Below are 19884 nucleotides of genomic sequence, written 5' to 3'. Positions count from 1 at the left end.
CTACGGCGCCGGGGTGGCGCGGACCGGGTCCGGCCCGCCCGGCGCGCCGGCCGAGAGCCCGTCGGCGAGCCCGGTCGCGTAGCCCCGCGCGTACGCCTCGGCCGAACCCTCCCGGAAGAGGTCGTCGGCGCTCGGCCGCACGAGGGCCCGGGCCCCCGGCCCGTCGGCGTCTCCCACGAAGCGGGCCAGGCCACGCACGACGGCGACCGCCCGGCCGGTCGCCTTGCCCCGCACCAGCTCGCTCGCAGAGGCGACCTCGTCCACCACCGCGGTGACCGTGACCGACAGGGGCCGCCCGTGGGCGTCGACGCCGCCCCGCAGGTCGTCCACGACCTGGATGCCGGCGGCGCCGATGGCGATGTCCACCAGCGCGTCGCGCCACGGTCGCCCCGCCGTGTCCGTCACGACGACGCCGAGCCGGTCCACGCCGAGGCGCGCGCGCAGGGCGGCCCGGATGCGTCGCGCCGACGCGTCCGGGTCCTGGGGCAGCAGCAGCACCGTGCCCTCCGGCGTGTTCGACGCATCCACCCCGGCCGCGGCCATGACCAGCCCCAGCCGGTTCTCCACGATCCGCAGCGGCGGCAGCCCGGGCCGCTCGCGCGTCGCGACGACGCGGACGGTCTCGGCGGTCACGGCGTCCTCGCGGTCGTCCGCGGCGACCACGCGGCCCTCCGCCTTCGACACGATCTTCGACGTCACCACGACGACGTCGCCCTCCGCGAGACCCTCGCCCGCCAGGAGGTCGCCCACGAGGACGCCCAGGTCGTCGCCCGGCCGCACCTCGGGCAGGCCGTCGGGGGCCCAGATGATGAGTCGCTCCACGGGAGAAGTGTCCCCCGGCGCAGCGCGCGGCGATGCCCGGCGACCGGCCGCACCAGGCCGTTGCGGGCCGTCAGACCAGCTTCGGCAGGACCTCGCGGCCGAAGACCTCGATCCACTCGCGCTGGTTGCGCCCTGCGTTGTGCAGGTAGATCCGGTCGAACCCCAGGTCGAGGTAGCCCTGGATCACCGCGCGGTGCTCGTCCGGGTCGGCGGAGACGAGCAGGCGGCCCTCGAAGTCCTCGGCACGCACGTGCCGGGCGACCTGCGCGAAGTCGTGCGGCGACCGGATGTCCGACCGGTTGAACCGCATCCCGCCGTTCGGCCACTCGGTCAGCGCGTTCGCGAGCGCCTCCTCGTGGGTCGGCGCCCAGGACAGGTGGAGCTGCAGCACGCGCGGCATGGCCTGCGGGTCCCGCCCGGCCTCGCGCGCGCCGTCGGCGAACCGGGCGAAGAGCAGCTCGATCCGGTCCGGCGGGGCCGCGGCGGTGATCAGCCCGTCGGCGGTGCGGCCGGCCCGGCGCGCGGTGACCGGTCCCGCCGTGGCGACCAGGATCTCCGGCGGCGTCTCGGGCATGGTCCACAGGCGCGTCGACTCCAGGCGGTAGAACGGCCCGGAGTGCTTGACGTCGCGTCCGGCCACCGACGCCGCGAACAGCTTCTTGATGATCTCGACGGCCTCGAACATGCGGTTGATCCGCTCCGGCGCCTCGGGCCAGTACCCGCCGACGACGTGCTCGTTCAACGCCTCGCCGCTGCCCACGCCGAGCCAGTGCCGCCCGGGGTTCATGGCCGCGAGCGTCGCGGACGCCTGTGCCACCACCGCTGGGTGCCAGCGGAAGGTGGGCGCTGTCACCGGGCCGAGGTCGCCCGTGGTGCGTTCGCCGAGCGCCCCGAGCACGTTCCAGACGAAGCCCGCCTGGCCCTGCTGCGGCACCCAGGGCTGGAAGTGGTCCGCCGCCATGACCCCGCTGAACCCGTGCTGCTCCGCGTACGCCGCGAGCTCGACCGCCTCGCGGGGCGAGAACTGCTCGAGCATCGCCGCATAGCCGACGGAGGACCTCATGCGCCGACCCTAAGCCGGGGAGCCCCCGGACCGTGCATCCTCCACGGCGTGCGGCCGGGGCCGCCGGGCCGCCATGCCCCCGGTAAGGTGGCGCCGACCACGATCCTCGACGCGGAGGACACGCCATGAGCGGCCCGGCACCGGAGCAGGACATCGACGAGGCCGGCCTGCGGGTCGGCCCGCCGCAGGACCATGCGGCCGGGCCGACCGGCGTGGTCGTCGCCCTGCAGCACGCGACGCGGCAGATGGGGGTCCGGCGCACCGTCGAGGTGCTGGCCCGCGTCAACCAGAAGGACGGGTTCGACTGCCAGGGGTGCGCCTGGCCGGACCCGGAGGGACACCGCCACGCCGCGGAGTTCTGCGAGAACGGCGCCAAGGCGGTCGCCGAGGAGGCCACGCGGCGGCAGGTCGGTGCGGCGTTCTTCGCCGAGCACCCCGTTGCCGAGCTCCGCGAGCGCACCGAGTACTGGCTGGGCCAGCAGGGCCGGCTCGTCGAGCCGATGGTGCTCCGGCCGGGCGCCACGCACTACGAGCCCATCCCGTGGGACGACGCGTTCGCCCTGGTGGGCGGGGCGCTCCGCGGCCTGGACAGTCCGGACGAGGCCGTCTTCTACACCTCCGGCAAGACGTCGAACGAGGCCGCGTTCGCCTACCAGCTCCTCGCGCGCACGCTCGGCACGAACAACCTCCCGGACTGCTCGAACATGTGCCACGAGTCGACGTCGGTGGGACTGGCCGAGACCATCGGCATCGGCAAGGGCTCGGTGCACCTGACGGACCTGCACGAGGCCGAGCTGATCGTGGTCGCCGGCCAGAACCCGGGCACCAACCACCCCCGCATGCTCGGCGCGCTGGAGACGGCCAAGCGCAACGGCGCTCGGATCATCGCCGTCAATCCGCTGCGCGAGGCGGGGCTGGTTCGGTTCAAGAACCCGCAGCGGCCCAGCGGCGTCGTCGGGCACGGGACCGTCCTGGCCGACCTGCACCTGCCCGTGCGCCTCAACGGCGACCTCGCGCTCTTCCGCGGCATCGCCGCCCGGCTGCTCGAGTGGGACGCCCTGGACCACGGGTTCGTCGCGGAGCACACGCACGGGTTCGACGCGTACGCGCAGGTGCTGCGGGACGTGGACTGGGCCGAGCTCGAGCGCGCCTCCGGTCTCACGACCGCGCAGATCACCGAGGCCGCCGAGTACTTCCGCGACTCGCGCGCCACGGTCCTGTGCTGGGCCATGGGAATCACGCAGCACCGCAACGCCGTCGCCGTCGTGAAGGAGCTCGTCAACGTCGCTCTGCTGCAGGGCAACGTCGGCAAGCCCGGCGCGGGACTGTGCCCTGTGCGCGGGCACTCCAACGTGCAGGGCGACCGGACGATGGGCATCTGGGAGCGGCCTGCGCCGGTCTTCCTCGACAACCTCGCCGCGGAGTTCGGCTTCGAGCCGCCGCGGGCGCACGGGTACGACGTCGTCCACGCGATCCGCGCCTTCCGCGACGGCCGGGCGAAGGTCTTTGTCGGCATGGGCGGCAACTTCGTCTCCGCCGCCCCCGACACCGAGGTGACCGAGACCGCCCTCGCCCGGGCCGACCTCACCGTCCACGTGTCGACCAAGCTCAACCGGTCCCACCTCGTGACGGGCCGGACCGCGCTCATCCTGCCCGCCCTGGGGCGGACCGAGCGCGACCTGACCGGCGGCCGCGAGCAGCGCGTGTCCGTGGAGGACTCCATGTCGGTCGTCCACGCCTCGCGCGGCCGGCTCGCGCCCGCGTCGGTGAACCTGCGGTCCGAGGTGGACATCGTCTGCTCGATCGCGAAGGCGGCCTTCGGGGTTCCCGACGAGGTGCCCGACGGCGGCGACACAGCTCCGCGCGAGGGCGCGCCTCCACCGTCGGCCACCCTGGGCGAGGCCGGGGCTCGCGTCCCCTGGGCCGTGTTCCGCGCCGACTACGGCGAGATCCGGCACCGGATCGCGCGCGTCGTCCCGGGCGCCGTCGACTACGACGAGCGGGTGACCCGCCCGGGCGGCTTCGTCATGCCGCACCCGCCGCGGGACTCGCGCACCTTCCCGACGGCGGTGGGCCGGGCGGTGTTCACGGCGAGCCCGCTGGAGGTGCTGGAGGTGCCCGAAGGGCGCCTCCTGCTGCAGACCCTCCGGTCGCACGACCAGTTCAACACCACGATCTACGGGCTCGACGACCGGTACCGCGGTATCCGCGGCGGGCGGCGCGTGGTGTTCGTGCACCCGGCGGACGCCGAGGCGCTCGGGTTCGCCGACGGCGACCTGGTGGACCTGGTCAGCGAGTGGACGGACGGGGGCGAGCGGCGGGCGCCGTCGTTCCGCGTCGTGGCGTACGAGCAGCCGCGCGGCTGCGCCGCCGCCTACTACCCCGAGACCAACCCGCTGGTCCCCCTCGACTCGGTGGCGCTCGGCAGCGGGACGCCGACGTCGAAGTCCGTGATCGTGCGGCTGGAGACGGCCGCCGACCCGACCCCGCGGACCGGCAGGTGACGACGTGTCCGCGATGACGACCCGCCGGGCCATCCTGCGCCGCGGCCGGGAGCGCGCCGACGACCTCGCCGTCGAGGCACCGCTCGTGCTCGCCCTCGACGGCGAGGTCCTCGCGACGCTCATGCGCACGCCCGGCCACGACCTGGAGCTCGCCGCCGGGTGGCTCTGCGTGGAGTCCGGGGTCGCGGCGGCGGACGACATCGTGACGCTGCGGTCGTGCTGGGAGGACGACACCGACCGCGTCCACGTGACCCTCGCGCCAGGCGTCCGTGCGCCGCGGCCGCGTGCGTTCGTGACCAGCGCTGCCTGCGGCGTCTGCTCGGCGGACGTGCTGGACCTGTCGCCGCTGCGGCGCAACGCCCCGCACACACCGGGCTGGACCGTGGCGCACGACGTGCTCGCCGCGCTCCCGGACACGATGCGGGCGCGGCAGCGGACGTTCGACCGGACGGGCGGCGTGCACGCGGCGAGCCTCGCCCGGGCCGACGGCTCCCTCCTCGGCGTCTTCGAGGACGTCGGCCGGCACAACGCCGTCGACAAGGCCGTGGGCCGTGCCCTGCTCGACGGCGCGCTGCCCGCCACGGACCTGCTGCTCGTCGTCAGCGGCCGGGTGTCGTTCGAGATCGTGCAGAAGGCGGTGGCGGCGGGGGTCGCCGGCATCGTGGCGGTCTCCGCGCCGTCGTCGCTCGCCGTGGACCTCGCCCGGGAGCACGGGCTGCTCCTCGCAGGCATGGTGCGGGGCGGTCAGCTCAACGTGTACGCGGGGCGGGAGCTCCTGCGCGACGACAGCACGTCGGCCGGCCTCTCCGGCTGACGCCTCCCCGGGGACCCGGCGCCGTGGACCCCGGGGGCGTCCTGGGCTCCATGTGGGTGGCGGCTGAGAAGGTGTGTGTCATGCCGCACACCTCTCGAACGCCGCGCGCGCCCCGTCCCGGCAGGCTGCCGCGCCGGCTCGTCGTGCCCGCGTCGCCGTGGCGGCGGCTGGTACTGCGGACGGCCGCCGTCGTCGTGCCGGCGGCGCTGGTGGCCGCGGGGGCGTCGTCGTACCTGGCGGTGGTGACGGGTGAGCTCGCGGCCGACCCGGGCCGGCGGGCGCTGACCGTGTTCGCCGTGGTCACGGCCGTGGCCGTCGGCTTCGACGCCGTGACCACGCTCCTCGTCCAGCGGGCCGCGGCACGCGCCGAGACCGCACTACGGGCGGAGCTCGTCACGGCAGCCCTGTCGCAGCCGCTGCCTGCGCTCGAGGACCAGGGCGTGGGCGAGCTGCTGGACCGGGTGGACGACGACCCGGCGACGCTCACGTCCAGCGTCGCGTGGCTCGGCGTCGGGGCCGGGCAGGCGGCGATCACCGCCGTCGTCTCATGGGTGGTCGCCGGGGTCACGTGGTGGCCCGCGTGGGTCGCGTTCCCGGTGGTCGCGGTCGTGGTGATCCTGCTCGCGCGCCGCGCGGCGCGGCCGCTCAAGGAGGTCCAGCGCGAGACGGAGGAGGCGATGTCCGACCACGTCTCCCAGCTCGAGGAGGCCGTCACCGCGCGCGACGACCTGCGGACCTCGCTGGGGCAGGCGTTCGTCCTGCGCGGGTACGCCGAGCGGGCGGCCCGTTTCCTCGCGCTGCGCGACCGGTGGTCCGAGGTGTTCAGCCGCGTGCGGCTGCGGATCGAGCTGCCGCTCGACGCCCTGGTCGGGGCCGTCGTCGTCGGCGGGATGTGGGCGGTCGTCGGCGGCCGGCTCGACGTGGCTCGGCTCGTCACCGTCTGGGTCCTGGTCACCGGCTTCACCGGCCGGCTCGAGACGATCGCCGGGATGATGCCGGCGGTCGAGGAGGCCCTGGGCACGCTGCAACGGGTCCGGTCGCTGCGGGAGGCGGCACGCGAGCCTGTCGGCGGGGCGCCGTTCCCGGGTTCGGCCGGCGGCGCCGGGGGGCCCGGAGCACCCCGCGCCGTCGACGTCGAGCTCCGGGACGTGACCTTCGGGTACGACGGCGGCTTCGTGCTGGGGCCGCTGTCGCTGCGGGTCCCGGCCGGCTCGACCTGCGCGCTCGTGGGCCGCACCGGCTCGGGCAAGACGACGCTCACCAAGCTTCTGTCCCGCGCGGTCGAGCCGCCGCCGGGGACCGTGCTGCTCGACCGCGTCGACGTGCGCGACCTCGACCTGCAGGACCTCCGGCGGCACGTGGGCGTCGTCGGGCAGCGGACCGAGATCCTCGCGGCGACCCTGCTCGAGAACGTGACCCTCTTCGCGCCCGTCCCACGGGCGAGGGTCGACACGGCGCTCGACGCGCTCGGGCTGGGCGGGTGGGCGGCCTCGCTGCCGGACGGCCTCGACACGCGCCTGGGGCCCGCCGGCGTGACGCTGTCGGCCGGCGAGGAGCAGCTCGTCGCGTGCGCCCGGTTGCTGGTGCGGGACGTGTCGGTGGTGGTGCTCGACGAGGCGACCGCACGGATGGATCCGGCGACGGCCGAGCGCGTGGCGCAGGCGACCCGGGCGCTCCTCGCGGGGAGGACCGCCGTCGTGGTGGCGCACCGGCTGTCGACCGTGCGGCACGCGGACCTGGTCGCCGTGATCGACGAGGGCCGGCTGGTCGAGCACGGGCCGTGGGCCGATCTCGCCGCGCGCGACGGGCGGTTCACGCGCCTCCTGGGGGCCGCGGCGCTGGACGAGGGACCGGACGAGGCGCCCGCCGACGTCGCCGTGGGCGTGCGGTCCGCGCCGTCCGCGCAGCCGGACGTCACAGGGCCGGGGGCCCCTGGACGCCACCCGGGCCGGAGCTCCGCGGGCCGGCCGTCGCTCGCCCGTGCGATCAGGGAGGTCCTGCGGGCGCGGTGGACGTGGCTGATCGGCATGGTCGTCCTGTGGGGGCCGGTCGGCTACCTCGCGACGGGCGGTCTCGTCACCGGCTGGCTCTGGGCGTCGCTCGTGACGGCGCTCGACGACGGGAGGACGCCGTGGCTCCTCGCCGCCGGCATCGTCGCCGCGATCCTGACGAACTCGCTCCTTCCCCTGCTCATGCGCAGGTTCAGCGCCCGGTGGTGGGCGGAGTCGCGGGCGCGCCTGCGGCTCGACCTGCTGCGCGGCCAGACCGCCCAGCGCCGCAGGCCCCGCGACGCGCCCGGTGAGATCGTCGCGCGGGCCCAGGAGGACGGGCGCCTGCTGGGGCACTCCTGGGACTGGGCCGAGCTGGCAGTGGTGCCCCTGAGCGTCGCAGTCCTCGCGGCGACCACCCAGAACGCGCTCGCGGCCGCTCTCGGGTGCGCCGCCGTCGCGGTCACGTTCGGCGTCGCCGTGGTGGGCCGGCGGGCCGTCGCGCGATCGGCCCGCGAGGCCGGCGACTCCCGCGCGGAGCTCGGCAGGCTGCTCGGCTCCGCGTTCGACGCCGTGCGCACGCTGAAGCTCGCCGCCGCGGTGCCCGGCGTGCTCGACCGGGTCGCCCAGGTCGACGCACGGCGGGTCCGCGCAGCCCTCCGCGAGGACGTGGCGAAGTTCGCCGTCTCGCTCTCGCCCCGCGTCATGACCCAGGTCCTCACCGTCGTCGCCTGGGCGCTGCACGTCGCGGGCACCTGGCCGCTGCTGACCACCCTCGTCGTGACGACGGCGATCGGCAGGTTCGGCTGGATCGGCAACGACCTCGGCTGGATGGTGACGCAGGCGCCCGTCGCCCGGCGGTGGCTCGAGATCGCCGCCCGGGTCGCCGGTACCGACCGGCTGGCACGCCTCCCCGCGGACGTCGACCTGTTCGGCGGCACGGCCACCCCTCCTGCCCCCGTGCGCCGGGCCCGCGCCCCTCTCGCATCGTTCGTCCTGCGGGACGTGACCGCGGTGCACGACGACGGCACGCCCGGCGTGACGGGCGTCGACCTGGAGGTGCGGCGCGGCGAGCTGGTGCTGGTCGTCGGCCGCGTGGGGTCGGGCAAGTCGTCGCTGCTCGCGGGGCTGGCCGGGCTCGTGGACCTGCACGGGTCCGTGACCTGGAACGGGACCCAGGTGGCCGACGACGAGCGGGAGGTCTTCCTCCGTCCGCCGCACGTCGCGTACGTCGCCCAGGTCCCGCACGTGGTCTCGGGAACGATCGAGGAGAACGTGCGCCTCGACCACGCCGGGCGCCCGGTCACGGCACCGGTCGATGCGGCGGCGCTGGCCCCGGACGTCGTGGCGGCGGGCGGGCTCACGACCGTCGTCGGGCACCGTGGCGTGCGGCTGTCCGGCGGGCAGGCGCAGCGGCTCGCGCTCGCCCGAGCCCTCGCGACGGGCTCCGACCTGCTCGTGGTGGACGACGTGTCGTCCGCGCTGGACGCCGGCACCGAGGCTCAGGTCTGGGCGGGTCTGCGCGCCTCCGGCGCGACGGTGGTCGGCTCGACCAGTCGCACCGCCACGCTCGCTGCCGCCGACCGGGTCGTCGTTCTCGAGGGCGGACGCCTCGTCGCCACCGGCCCCTGGTCCGGGCTTCGCGGCGACTGGGGGCACCTCGCGGGCTGAGCACACGCAATCCCTGCGTGCAGCGCCCCAGCCGGGAGACCTGCTGCGCCGGGCCGGAGGAGGGCTGATCGGACCCGGTCCAGGCTGTGGAAAACGTGCGTTCCGGGTTGCCTGGATCTGGGACACTGGGACGCATGAGTACTCCTACCTCCCCGGGGCCGCTGGACGCCCCTGAGACCACCTCCGCCACGACCGCCCCGGCCACCTCCGTAGCCGGTTCCGACGTCGTCCGCGCGGTGGTACGGGAGGTACCCGACAAGGTCAGCCTCGACGGCCTGGAGACGCGGTTCGACGAGCGCTGGTCGGCCGAGGGCACGTTCGCGTTCGACCGGACGAAGACCCGCAACGAGATCTTCTCGATCGACACCCCGCCGCCCACGGTGTCGGGCTCGCTGCACGTGGGCCACGTGTTCAGCTACACGCACACGGACGTGGTCGCCCGCTACAAGCGCATGCAGGGCCTCGAGGTGTTCTACCCGATGGGGTGGGACGACAACGGCCTGCCGACCGAGCGCCGGGTGCAGAACTACTTCGGCGTGCGCTGCGACCCGTCGCTGCCCTACGTCGAGGGCTTCGAGCCGCCGCACCAGGGCACCGACGGCAAGAACGTGAAGCCGGGCGACCAGGTGCCGGTCAGCCGTCGCAACTTCATCGAGCTGTGCGAGCGTCTGACGGCGGAGGACGAGCGGCTGTTCGAGGCGCTGTGGCGCCGGCTGGGTCTGTCGGTCGACTGGTCGCAGACCTACCAGACGATCGACGCGACCTCGCGGGCGACCGCGCAGCGCGCCTTCCTGCGCAACCTCGGCCGCGGCGAGGCCTACCAGGCCGAGGCACCGGGCCTGTGGGACGTGACGTTCCAGACGGCGGTGGCGCAGGCCGAGCTCGAGGCGCGCGACTACCCGGGCTTCTTCCACCGCGTCGCGTTCCACCGCCCCGACGGTGAGAAGATCTTCATCGAGACCACGCGCCCGGAGCTGATCCCGGCCGCCGTGGCGCTCATCGCGCACCCGGATGACGAGCGGTACCAGCACCTGTTCGGCACCACCGTGACGTCGCCGCTGTTCGGCGTCGAGATCCCGGTGCTCGCGCACCCCGGGGCCGAGCCGGACAAGGGCGCGGGCATCGCGATGTGCTGCACCTTCGGCGACCTGACCGACGTCACGTGGTGGCGCGAGCTGCAGCTGCCCACGCGCTCGATCGTGCAGCGCGACGGCCGCGTCACCCGCGAGGTCCCCGAGTGGATCTCGAGCGGGCCTGGCGAGCGGTTCTTCGAGACCGAGCTCACCGGGAAGACGACCTTCTCTGCCCGCACCGCGATCGTCGACGCCCTGCGCGAGTCGGGCGACCTGGACGGCGAGCCGGTGGCCACCCAGCGCAAGGCGAACTTCTACGAGAAGGGCGACAAGCCGCTCGAGATCGTCACGTCACGGCAGTGGTACATCCGCAACGGCGGCCGCGACGCCGCCCTGCGCGAGGAGCTGCTCGCCCGGGGCAAGGAGCTCGACTTCCACCCCGACTTCATGCGCGTGCGTTACGAGAACTGGGTGGGCGGCCTCAACGGCGACTGGCTGGTCAGCCGCCAGCGGTTCTTCGGCGTCGCGATCCCCCTCTGGTACCCGGTGCTCGCCTCGGGCGAGGTCGACCACGACCACCCGATCGTGCCGTCGGAGGAGTCGCTCCCCGTCGATCCGACGTCGCAGGCCCCGGCCGGCCACACCGAGGACCAGCGCGGCGTGCCCGGCGGGTTCGTGGGCGACGCGGACGTCATGGACACGTGGGCCACGTCGTCGCTCACGCCGCAGATCGTGGGCGGCTGGGAGCGCGACGCCGACCTGTGGCAGCGCGTGTACCCGATGGACCTGCGCCCCCAGGGCCAGGACATCATCCGCACGTGGCTCTTCTCCACGGTGGTCCGCTCGCACCTCGAGAACGGCGCCCTGCCGTGGAAGAACGCGGCGATCAGCGGCTGGATCCTCGACCCCGACCGCAAGAAGATGTCGAAGTCCAAGGGCAACGTCGTCACGCCGATGGACCTGCTCGTGGAGCACGGGTCCGACGCGGTGCGCTACTGGGCCGCGGCGGCACGCCTCGGCACCGATGCGGCGTTCGAGGTGGGCCAGATGAAAATCGGCCGCCGTCTCGCGATCAAGGTCCTCAACGCGTCGAAGTTCGCGCTGTCGTTCGGCGGCGGGGCGGGCTCGCAGATCACGCTCGACCCCGCAAAGGTCACCGAGCCGCTCGACCGAGCCATGCTCGCCGGCCTCGCCCGCGTGGTCGACCAGGCGACGGCAGCGCTGGAGGCGTACGACCACACGCGCGCCCTGGAGGTCACGGAGACGTTCTTCTGGACGTTCTGCGACGACTACCTGGAGCTCGTCAAGGACCGCGCCTACGGCGCGGGCACCGAGTCCACCGACGCCTCCGGGTCGGAGTCGGCCAGGACGGCCCTCGCGGTCGCGCTCGACGTGATGCTGCGACTGCTCGCACCGTTCATCCCGTTCGCCACCGAGGAGGTCTGGTCCTGGTGGCGGGAGGGCTCGGTGCACCGCGCCGCGTGGCCCGTCGCCGCGCCGCTGCGGGACGCCGCGGGCGACGCGGACGTGGTGGTCCTCACCGCCGCCGGGCACGCCCTGGCCGCGTTGCGCAAGGTGAAGTCCGAGGCGAAGGTCTCGATGCGTACGCCGATCCTCGGTGCCGAGCTCGCCGTCCCGGCGGCTGCCCTCGCGGGCGTCAGGTCCGCCGCCGTCGACGTGCGGGCCGCGGGCCGCGTGACCGGCGAGCTCGCGCTCGTCGCGGCCGGAGAGGGCCAGGGCGACCTGGCCGTCCAGGGCGGCATCGTCGTGACGCGCAGCGAGCTCGGCGAGCCCGAGGCGCGCAACAAGGGCTGACACGCCCGCCGGTGCGCCAGCACCGGCTCAGCGTCCGGGAGGGGTGGGAACCTACGGGTTCCCACCCCCCCCGCGGCCCCCACCCTGCGCTGCACCTACGGCTCAGGCGCTGGCTTCGTTCGCCCGAGCCTGCGGTTCCGCTGCGGGCGGGTGCCTCGTTCCTCGGCCCCCACCCTGCGCTGCACCTACGGCTCAGGCGCTGTCTTCGTTCGCCCGAGCCTGCGGTTCCGCTGCGGGCGGGTGCCTCGTTCCTCGGCCCCCACCCTGCGCTGCACCTACGGCTCAGGCGAGCAGCACCACGACGCCGTCGCCCGCCTCGGCGGACGCGGCGAAGAACGCGGTGAGCTCCTCGTACGGGACGCGAAGGCGGTCCGGCTCGTCGTCGGCGTGCTCGGACGGCTCCGGGCACACGTCGTCGTCGCACACGATGGCCACGTCGTAGCGACCGGCGATCTCCTCGAACGGCGTGGCACCCAGGACGTCCGCGGCCCTGCGCACCTCAGCGGGCTCGAGGTAACGCGCGGGTCCGAACCTAGGCTCGACCGGCAGCTCCAGCGCGGCCCCGCCCTGGATCACGTCGACCGGCAGGGCGGCGTCGGCCCGCAGCAGCCCGTGCAGCACGCCCCACGTGGTGCCGATGCTGAGATATCGCGCCTCGTGCGGCGGCAGGTCGAGCTCGGTCCACTCGGTCGCGAGTGCGTCGAGCCGTCGTTCCGCCCAGGCCGGCTCGGCCACGGCTCGCGCCAGCTCGGCTGCGTCGAGCCGGGCGTATTCGCAATGGATCATCCCCATGGCGGCACAACATAGCGGCAATGCCCCGGGCAACACATCGGTCTATTCCCGCCCTTTCGCTAGAAAACCAGCGCAAACGGGCGGACCAATTTCTGTTGCGGGCAGAGAATGTGCCGCTCCAACTCGGCAGAGAACGGCACATTCTCCGCCCACCGTGCGCGGGGCGACGGTGCGTCGCCCGCGCGGGGCGGTGCCGCCCGTGCACCGGGGGCGGGGGCGCGCCGATGCACCCGGGCGAGGGCGCGCCGGCGCACCCGGGCGGAGGCGCGCCGACGCACCCGGGCGGAGGCGCGCCGGGGATCAGACGAGGTCGCCCCGCCGCCGCATGTCGTCGCCGGACATCGAGTGCACAGCCTCGGTCGGCGTCCCCTCATCGTGCCAGCGCAGGGTCGCGCCCACCCCCTCGATGAGGTCGACGGACCCCTCGGGGGCGAAGGTGAGACCGGCGTCCTGGCCGATCGCCGACCGGACGAGCGCGATCGTCGCGGGGAGCTCCTCGAGCCGCTCCGTCACGCCGAGCGACTCGAGATCGCGGCGCGTGGGTGCGATGTCCAGCGGGCTGGGCCCGATCCACAGCTTGCGCGTGCCGAGCCGACCGTCCGTCGCGGCTTCGGTCGCGTACTCCTCGGCCAGCACCAGCTCCTTGACCTGCCCCCGCGCCAGGACCGAGACCACGTCGGCCAGCGACGTCACGGCTCCCGCCTCCCGGCCCAGCTCCTGGCGCAGCTCCGCCAGCACGAGCTCGCGCCGCCGCTCGCGGAAGCTGTCGAGCGCGTCCTCGACGTGTTCCTCGAACGTGTCGGCACGAACGCCCGCGCCGCGGCCGCCACCGTGCACCTCGACCGTGAGCTCGGCGACGGGTCGCACCAGCTCGGCCCGGACGAGCGGCACCGCGCGGACGTCACCGGTGAGCAGGACGATCTCCGGCCGGCCGGCCATGACCTGGCGCTCGACCTCGACGGCCACCGCCTCGGCGTTGCGCCCCCAGGAGTCCTCGGCACGCGACTCGATCCGGGCATGCTTCGTGTTGGGCGAGGACGTCTTGGCGATCTCGTCGTGCGAAGCCTCGAACGACCACGTCGTCTTGCCGCCGGTCCCCCAGCGCGCGAAGTCGGCGCCCTGCCGGTCCACGGTCACGCACAGCACCTCGACCGACTCGTCGGTGGCGAGTGCCGCCTGCAGCAGTGCCGGCACCGGCGCCCAGACGCCAGACGCGACCGCGGGCGGGCTCTTCACGACCCGGTCCACGAGCACACCGGTGTCGTCGGCGATGACGACCCTGCCGTGCGGGCCGCCGGCCCGGGTGGGCCGCAGGACCGCCGTCTCGACCTCGCCGAGGACGGCCTCGGGCGCTCCCTGGTGTACGAGGGACTTGCGCACCGCACGCCACCGGTTCGCCACGTCCCGGTCGCCGGCCTCCGCGGCCGGCGTTGCGTCGAGATAGAGGGTGGCGAACGGCCCCGGATGGCCGAGAAGGGGCTTGAGCCAGTCGATCTTCATACGCACCTCCCGAGGTGCGCCCGCCAGGTGCGGGCGTCCTTCCAGGGTGCGACGGATCGTCGCCAGGTGCCAACCCTGATCCGGTCACGGATCAGTACTCAATGTCCGATCTATCTCCAAGCGCGGGTCAAATCACCGACCGCGGTGGTCACAAGTCCCTTCAAGCGTACGTATCGAGCTCCGGAATGCCGGCGCCCTTGTGCTCACGCGCGATCCGCTCGTGGTGGCGGATGACCTCGTTCACGATGAACTGGCGGAACTGCACCGCGAAGTCGGGGTCGAGGCCGGACTCCTCGGCGATCCGCTTGAGGCGGTCGATCTGCTGCTGGTCGCGCGCCGGGTCGGCCGGCGGGAGGCCGCCCACCGCCTTGAGCTCGCCGACCTGGCGAGTGAGCTTGAACCGCTCCGCGAGCAGGTGCATCAGGGCGGCGTCGATGTTGTCGATGCTGCCGCGGAGCTGGAGGATCTCGGGCGGCATGCCGAACTGGGTCATGGGTCGAGGCTATCCCGGGGCACCGAGGTCCGGCCGGTCCGCTCAGGTACCGGCGGCGACCGTGCCGTGGGCCGGCGGGCGGCGGTACCACCAACCCGAGCGGGTACAGTCTCTCCCGGCGCGCAGGGGACCTGGCCAGCGCCGGCGCCGTTTCACCGCTCGACCAGACAACAGGAGACGACCGCATGACGACGCTAGCCTCGACGCCGGCCCTGGTGGATGTGCCCCCGAGCACGTCGATCAACACGATCCTCAGGGAGCGCGTGGCCCGGTCCGGCGAGGCGGTGCTGATCGAGCGGCGTGAGACGCCGTCAGGCCCATGGCTTCCGGTCACCGCGCGGGCGTTCGAGGACGAGGTGTTCGGCCTGGCCCGCGGCCTGGTGGCGCGCGGGATCAACCCGGGCGACCGGGTCGCCATCATGTCGCGCACGCGGTACGAGTGGACGCTCCTCGACTTCGCGATCTGGGCGGTCGGCGCCGTGCCGGTGCCCGTGTACGAGACGTCGTCCGCCGAGCAGGTGCAGTGGATCTGCTCCGACGCCGGCGTCCGGCTGCTCTTCGCCGAGTCGGCCCAGCACGCGGACGTGGTGGGCCGCGTGCGGCACAACCTGCCCCTGCTCGAGGAGATCCTCGTCGTCGACGACGGCGCGCTGACCGACCTGCGCGGCCTCGGCGCCCACCTGCCCGCCCTTGCCGTCACGGAGCGGCGTGACGCGGTCCGCCGGGACGACGTCGCCACGATCATCTACACCTCCGGGTCGACCGGCCGTCCCAAGGGCGCCGAGCTGACGCACGGCAACTTCGTGCACCTGGTGATGAACGCGGTGATCGGCGTGCCGGAGCTGCTGCGCGCCCCCGGCGCCCGCACGCTGCTGTTCCTCCCGCTCGCCCACGTGTTCGCGCGGTTCGTCGAGCTCGCCGTGATCGGTTCCCCGGCAGCGGTGCTGGCCCACTCCCCCGACGTGAAGAACCTCGTCGCGGACCTGGGGTCCTTCCGGCCCACGTTCCTCCTCGCGGTGCCGCGCGTCTTCGAGAAGGTCTACAACAGCGCCGAGCAGAAGGCCGGCTCCGGCCTCAAGCGGCGAGTCTTCCACTGGGCATCCGCGGTGGCCGGCCGGTACTCGCGCGCGCTCGACGCGGACTCCGTCTCCGCGGGCCTGCGCCTCCAGCACGCGCTGGCCGACCGGCTCGTGTTCAGTGCCCTGCGTACCGCCATGGGCGGCAGCCTGCAGTGGGCGGTCTCCGGCGGCGCCCCGCTGGGCGAGCGTCTGGGTCATTTCTACCGCGGGATCGGCATCACGATCCTCGAGGGCTACGGCCTCACCGAGACCACCGCCCCGACGTCCGTGAACCTGCCGGGTCGCACGATCATCGGCACGGTGGGCCCGCCGCTCTTCGGCACGGCGATCCAGATCGCCGAGGACGGCGAGATCCTGCTGGGCGGCCCGCACATCTTCCGCGGCTACCACAACCAGCCCGAGCTCACCGCGGAGGCGCTGGCCGGCGGGTGGTTCCACACCGGCGACCTCGGCTCGCTGGACGCGCATGGCTACCTGCGGATCACCGGGCGCAAGAAGGAGATCATCGTCACCGCCGGCGGCAAGAACGTCGCCCCGGCGGTGCTCGAGGACCGCGTGCGCGCGCACCCGCTGGTCAGCCAGGTCGTCGTCGTCGGCGACCAGCGCCCGTTCATCGGCGCCCTCGTCACGCTCGACGCCGAGATGCTGCCCGGCTGGTGCCGCACCCACGGGCTGCCTCAGCTCACCGTGGCGGAGGCGCGCGAGCATCCTGCCGTTCTCGAGGCGCTCGACCGGGCCGTCAACCACGCGAACGAGGCAGTGTCGAAGGCGGAGTCGGTCCGCAAGATCAGCGTGCTCGACATCGACTTCACCGAGGCCAACGGCTACCTCACGCCGTCGATCAAGGTGAAGCGGGCCGCCGTCATCGCGGACTTCGCCGACACGATCGACGCCCTCTACGGCGGCCCCGCGACGCCGACCGCCCCGACGACGGGCTCGCTGCGGGCGGTCGGTCGCTGACCTGCCCGCGGCCCTCTGCGGCCGAAGCAGTAACAAGACTGGAGCGGAGCCGGTCGGCTCCGCTCCAGTTTTCCTCGGTACGTCCTGCGGTCAGGCGCTCTTCTCGCGCGGGCGGGTGCCCCGGACCGGGCTCGTGCGCGGCACGATCGTCGGGTTCACGTTCTCCAGCACCACCTCGCGGGTGATGACCACGCGTTCGACGTCGTCCCGCGACGGCACGTCGAACATGACCTGCTGCAGCACCTCTTCCATGATGGCGCGCAGGCCGCGCGCCCCGGTGCCCCGCAGCAGGGCCTGCTCGGCGATGGCCTCCACGGCGCCCTCGTCGAACTCGAGCTCGACGCCGTCGATCTGGAACATGCGCTGGTACTGCTTCACGAGGGCGTTGCGCGGCTCGGTGAGGATACGCACGAGCGCGTCGCTGTCGAGCTGCGCGACGGACGCGATGACGGGCAGCCGGCCGATGAACTCCGGGATCAGGCCGTACTTCTGCAGGTCCTCGGGCCGGACCTCGGCGAAGAGGTTCTCGTCCGCGCCCGTCTCCATGGGGGCGCCGAAGCCGACGCCGCGCTTGCGCGACCGCGACGCGACGATGTCGTCCAGCCCTGCGAACGCGCCCGCCACGATGAACAGCACGTTCGTCGTGTCGATCTGGATGAATTCCTGGTGCGGGTGCTTGCGGCCGCCCTGGGGCGGCACGGAGGCGGTCGTGCCCTCGATGATCTTCAGCAGCGCCTGCTGCACACCCTCGCCGGAGACGTCGCGCGTGATCGACGGGTTCTCGGCCTTGCGGGCCACCTTGTCGACCTCGTCGATGTAGATGATCCCCGTCTCGGCCTTCTTCACGTCGTAGTCGGCCGCCTGGATGAGCTTGAGGAGGATGTTCTCGACGTCCTCGCCGACGTACCCGGCCTCCGTGAGCGCCGTGGCGTCCGCGATGGCGAACGGCACGTTGAGCATCTTCGCGAGGGTCTGTGCCAGGTACGTCTTGCCGGTGCCGGTGGGGCCGATGAGCAGGATGTTGGACTTCGCGATCTCCACGTGGTCCGTGTCGCTGCTGCTCGCCGTGCCGCGCGCCGCCTCGCCCGCCTGGATGCGCTTGTAGTGGTTGTAGACGGCGACGGCCAGGGCACGCTTCGCGTTGTCCTGGCCGATGATGTACTGCTCGAGGAAGTCGAAGATCTCGCGCGGCTTGGGCAGCTCCGTGAGTCCGAGCTCGGCTGCCTCGTTGAGCTCCTCCTCGATGATCTCGTTGCACAGGTCGATGCACTCGTCGCAGATGTACACACCTGGGCCGGCGATGAGCTTCTTGACCTGCTTCTGCGACTTGCCACAGAACGAGCACTTCAGCAGGTCCGCGCCGTCACCGATTCGCGCCACTACCCGTCTCCTCGCCTCAGCGCCCGGACCGGGCGTCCCGCGACCCGACCGGGCCTTGCGGATCCGCACCGTCAGGCGGTCCCACCACCATTCCACACCACCGGCGCCCTGTTGTCAGCCGGGCGCATCGGCGCGTCTCAGGTCCGCTTTTCACCACACCTGAGGAGTTTGTCACGCTGCAGGCGCTCTGTCGCCCTTTGCCCGCAACGCCGGTGGGCCGCCTCCGTGCGGGAGGCGACCCACCGGCGTCGGGCGCCACGTCACCGGCTGCCGACCGGCCGCTGACCGGCACGGACCGGTCAGCGAGCCGGGACAGGGAGCGGCTTGCGGCTCTCCAGCACCGTGTCGACCAGGCCGTAGTCCTTCGCCTGCGCGGCGGTGAGGATCTTGTCGCGCTCGATGTCGTCGCGAACCTCCTCGACCGTGCGGCCGGAGTGCTGCGACAGCGTCTCCTCGAGCCACTCGCGCATGCGGATGAGCTCGTTCGCGTGGATCTCGATGTCGGAGGCCTGGGCGTAGCCGCCGCCCTCCATCGCGGGCTGGTGGATCAGCACGCGCGCGTTAGGTAGCGCCAGGCGCTTGCCCGGCTGGCCGGCCGCGAGCAGGACCGCGGCGGCGGAGGCCGCCTGGCCCAGGCACACGGTCTGGATCTGCGGCTTGATGTACTGCATCGTGTCGTAGAGCGCCGTCATGGCCGTGAACGACCCGCCCGGCGAGTTGATGTACAGGATGATGTCGCGGTCCGGGTCCTGGCTCTCCAGGACCAGCAGCTGCGCCATGACGTCGTCCGCGGAGGCGTCGTCGACCTGGACGCCCAGGAAGATGATGCGATCCTCGAACAGCTTGGTGTACGGGTCCTGGCGCTTGAAGCCGTACGCGGTGCGCTCTTCGAACTGCGGCAGCACGTAGCGGCTGGACGGGGCGCCGTAGGGCAGCCCGAGGCCGCCCGGGCGGGCATAGCTGCCCGCGAGGCGCTCGGCTGCTGCGAGGAACTGGGACTCAGGGCTCACGGTGGTCTCCTCGAAAGTCGTGTCTGGTGAGGTAGGGGGCCGGTCAGGCGTTCATGCCGCCGCCGCCCGAGACCGCCGAGGCGTTCTCGACGACGTGGTCGATGAAGCCGTACTCGAGCGCCTCCGGGGCCGTGAACCAGCTGTCGCGGTCGTTGTCCTTGAGGATCTTCTCGAGCGGCTGCCCGGTCTGCTCCGCCGTGAGCTCGGCGAGCACCTTCTTCATGTGCATGATGAGCTGCGCGTTGATGCGCACATCTGTCGCGGTGCCGCCGATGCCGCCCGAGGGCTGGTGCATCATCACGCGGGCGTGGGGCGTCGCGTACCGCTTCCCCTTCGCGCCGGAGGAGAGCAGGAACTGGCCCATGGAGGCCGCCATGCCCATCGCGACGGTCGCGATGTCCGGCTTGATGAACTGCATGGTGTCGTAGATCGCCATGCCGGCGGTGATCGAGCCGCCAGGGCTGTTGATGTACAGCCAGATGTCCTTCTCGGGGTCTTCCGCAGCAAGGAGCATCATCTGCGCGCAGATGGCGTTGGCGTTCTCGTCACGCACCTCCGAGCCCAGCCAGATGATGCGCTCCTTGAGCAGCCGGTTATAGATGGAGTCGTTGAGGCCGAATCCCGGCCCGTCGGCCCGTGCCACCGGTCCGGCGTCCATCCGCAGCAGATCGTTCACGTCGAACTCCTCGGTTAAGACTTCCTGTGTCGATCGACCCTAACGTGGGAAGGGTCGCGGTCACTCCCTGTCACGGTGCCTTTTCGCCAACAGCGCATAGGTACCGCCCACGGCGAAATTCCGCCGTGTTCAGGCCCGTGCGGCGTCCGGGGCGTTGTCGCTGTGGGCGGAGAAGGTGCCGGGCCTGACGCCTTCAACCCGACACCATCGCCGCCCCCCGCGCGGGGCCGCACCCCCGGGCCGG

Annotated in this window: 13 protein-coding genes; 5 read left to right on the top strand and 8 right to left on the bottom strand. The window is 73.1% G+C overall.

Features of this window, described 5'->3' with window-relative positions; all coding sequences use genetic code 11:
• Window positions 1-822, bottom strand: coding sequence for a coenzyme F420-0:L-glutamate ligase (gene cofE, locus L1785_RS17855; protein WP_236090636.1), 822 nt, complete (start codon window positions 820-822; stop codon window positions 1-3).
• 70 nt (window positions 823-892) lie between these two features.
• Complete coding sequence (locus tag L1785_RS17850; RefSeq protein ID WP_236090635.1) at window positions 893-1885, bottom strand: TIGR03557 family F420-dependent LLM class oxidoreductase; 993 nt, start codon at window positions 1883-1885, stop codon at window positions 893-895.
• 125 nt (window positions 1886-2010) lie between these two features.
• Between L1785_RS17850 and L1785_RS17845 the strand changes: the two genes are divergently transcribed.
• The 4 genes from L1785_RS17845 to valS all read left to right on the top strand — a co-directional run bounded on the left by L1785_RS17845 (window position 2011) and on the right by valS (window position 11750).
• Window positions 2011-4389, top strand: coding sequence for an FdhF/YdeP family oxidoreductase (locus L1785_RS17845; RefSeq protein ID WP_236090634.1), 2379 nt, complete (start codon window positions 2011-2013; stop codon window positions 4387-4389).
• A gap of 13 nt (window positions 4390-4402) precedes the next feature.
• Entirely contained in the window at window positions 4403-5203 is an 801-nt protein-coding gene (gene fdhD / locus L1785_RS17840) for a formate dehydrogenase accessory sulfurtransferase FdhD (RefSeq protein ID WP_236090715.1), read from the top strand.
• An 80-nt stretch (window positions 5204-5283) separates the two neighbouring features.
• On the top strand, window positions 5284-8862 hold the full coding sequence (locus tag L1785_RS17835; RefSeq protein ID WP_236090633.1) for an ATP-binding cassette domain-containing protein: 3579 nt from the start codon (window positions 5284-5286) through the stop codon (window positions 8860-8862).
• 134 nt (window positions 8863-8996) lie between these two features.
• On the top strand, window positions 8997-11750 hold the full coding sequence (gene valS / locus L1785_RS17830) for a valine--tRNA ligase (protein ID WP_236090632.1): 2754 nt from the start codon (window positions 8997-8999) through the stop codon (window positions 11748-11750).
• Between the two features lie 282 nt (window positions 11751-12032).
• Here valS and L1785_RS17825 read toward each other — a convergent pair whose 3' ends face one another.
• From L1785_RS17825 to L1785_RS17815, 3 genes are all read right to left on the bottom strand, one after another.
• Window positions 12033-12542 (bottom strand): DUF1877 family protein, encoded by a 510-nt coding sequence (locus tag L1785_RS17825; protein WP_236090631.1) that lies wholly within the window; start codon window positions 12540-12542, stop codon window positions 12033-12035.
• Window positions 12543-12842: 300 nt separating this feature from the next.
• Window positions 12843-14042, bottom strand: coding sequence for a baeRF2 domain-containing protein (locus L1785_RS17820; RefSeq protein ID WP_236090630.1), 1200 nt, complete (start codon window positions 14040-14042; stop codon window positions 12843-12845).
• Window positions 14043-14202: 160 nt separating this feature from the next.
• A complete protein-coding gene (locus L1785_RS17815; RefSeq protein WP_236090629.1) occupies window positions 14203-14535 on the bottom strand; it encodes a chorismate mutase in 333 nt (110 codons plus the stop codon).
• A gap of 185 nt (window positions 14536-14720) precedes the next feature.
• Between L1785_RS17815 and L1785_RS17810 the strand changes: the two genes are divergently transcribed.
• Window positions 14721-16574: an AMP-dependent synthetase/ligase gene (locus tag L1785_RS17810; protein WP_236090628.1), complete on the top strand. Its 1854-nt coding sequence runs from the start codon at window positions 14721-14723 to the stop codon at window positions 16572-16574.
• A gap of 90 nt (window positions 16575-16664) precedes the next feature.
• Here L1785_RS17810 and clpX read toward each other — a convergent pair whose 3' ends face one another.
• The 3 genes from clpX to L1785_RS17795 form a co-directional block, all read right to left on the bottom strand.
• A complete protein-coding gene (clpX, locus tag L1785_RS17805) occupies window positions 16665-17954 on the bottom strand; it encodes an ATP-dependent Clp protease ATP-binding subunit ClpX (protein WP_236090627.1) in 1290 nt (429 codons plus the stop codon).
• Window positions 17955-18253: 299 nt separating this feature from the next.
• Window positions 18254-18964, bottom strand: a complete 711-nt coding sequence (locus tag L1785_RS17800) for an ATP-dependent Clp protease proteolytic subunit (RefSeq protein ID WP_308113368.1) — start codon at window positions 18962-18964, stop codon at window positions 18254-18256.
• A gap of 43 nt (window positions 18965-19007) precedes the next feature.
• On the bottom strand, window positions 19008-19622 hold the full coding sequence (locus L1785_RS17795) for an ATP-dependent Clp protease proteolytic subunit (RefSeq protein ID WP_236090713.1): 615 nt from the start codon (window positions 19620-19622) through the stop codon (window positions 19008-19010).
• Window positions 19623-19884 lie beyond the last annotated feature (262 nt).

Source organism: Antribacter soli, assembly GCF_021568775.1.
Classification (GTDB): Bacteria; Actinomycetota; Actinomycetes; order Actinomycetales; family Cellulomonadaceae; genus Antribacter; species Antribacter soli.
The sequence above is the reverse complement of the archived record's forward strand: the minus strand, read 5'-3'. Positions and strand labels throughout refer to the sequence as shown.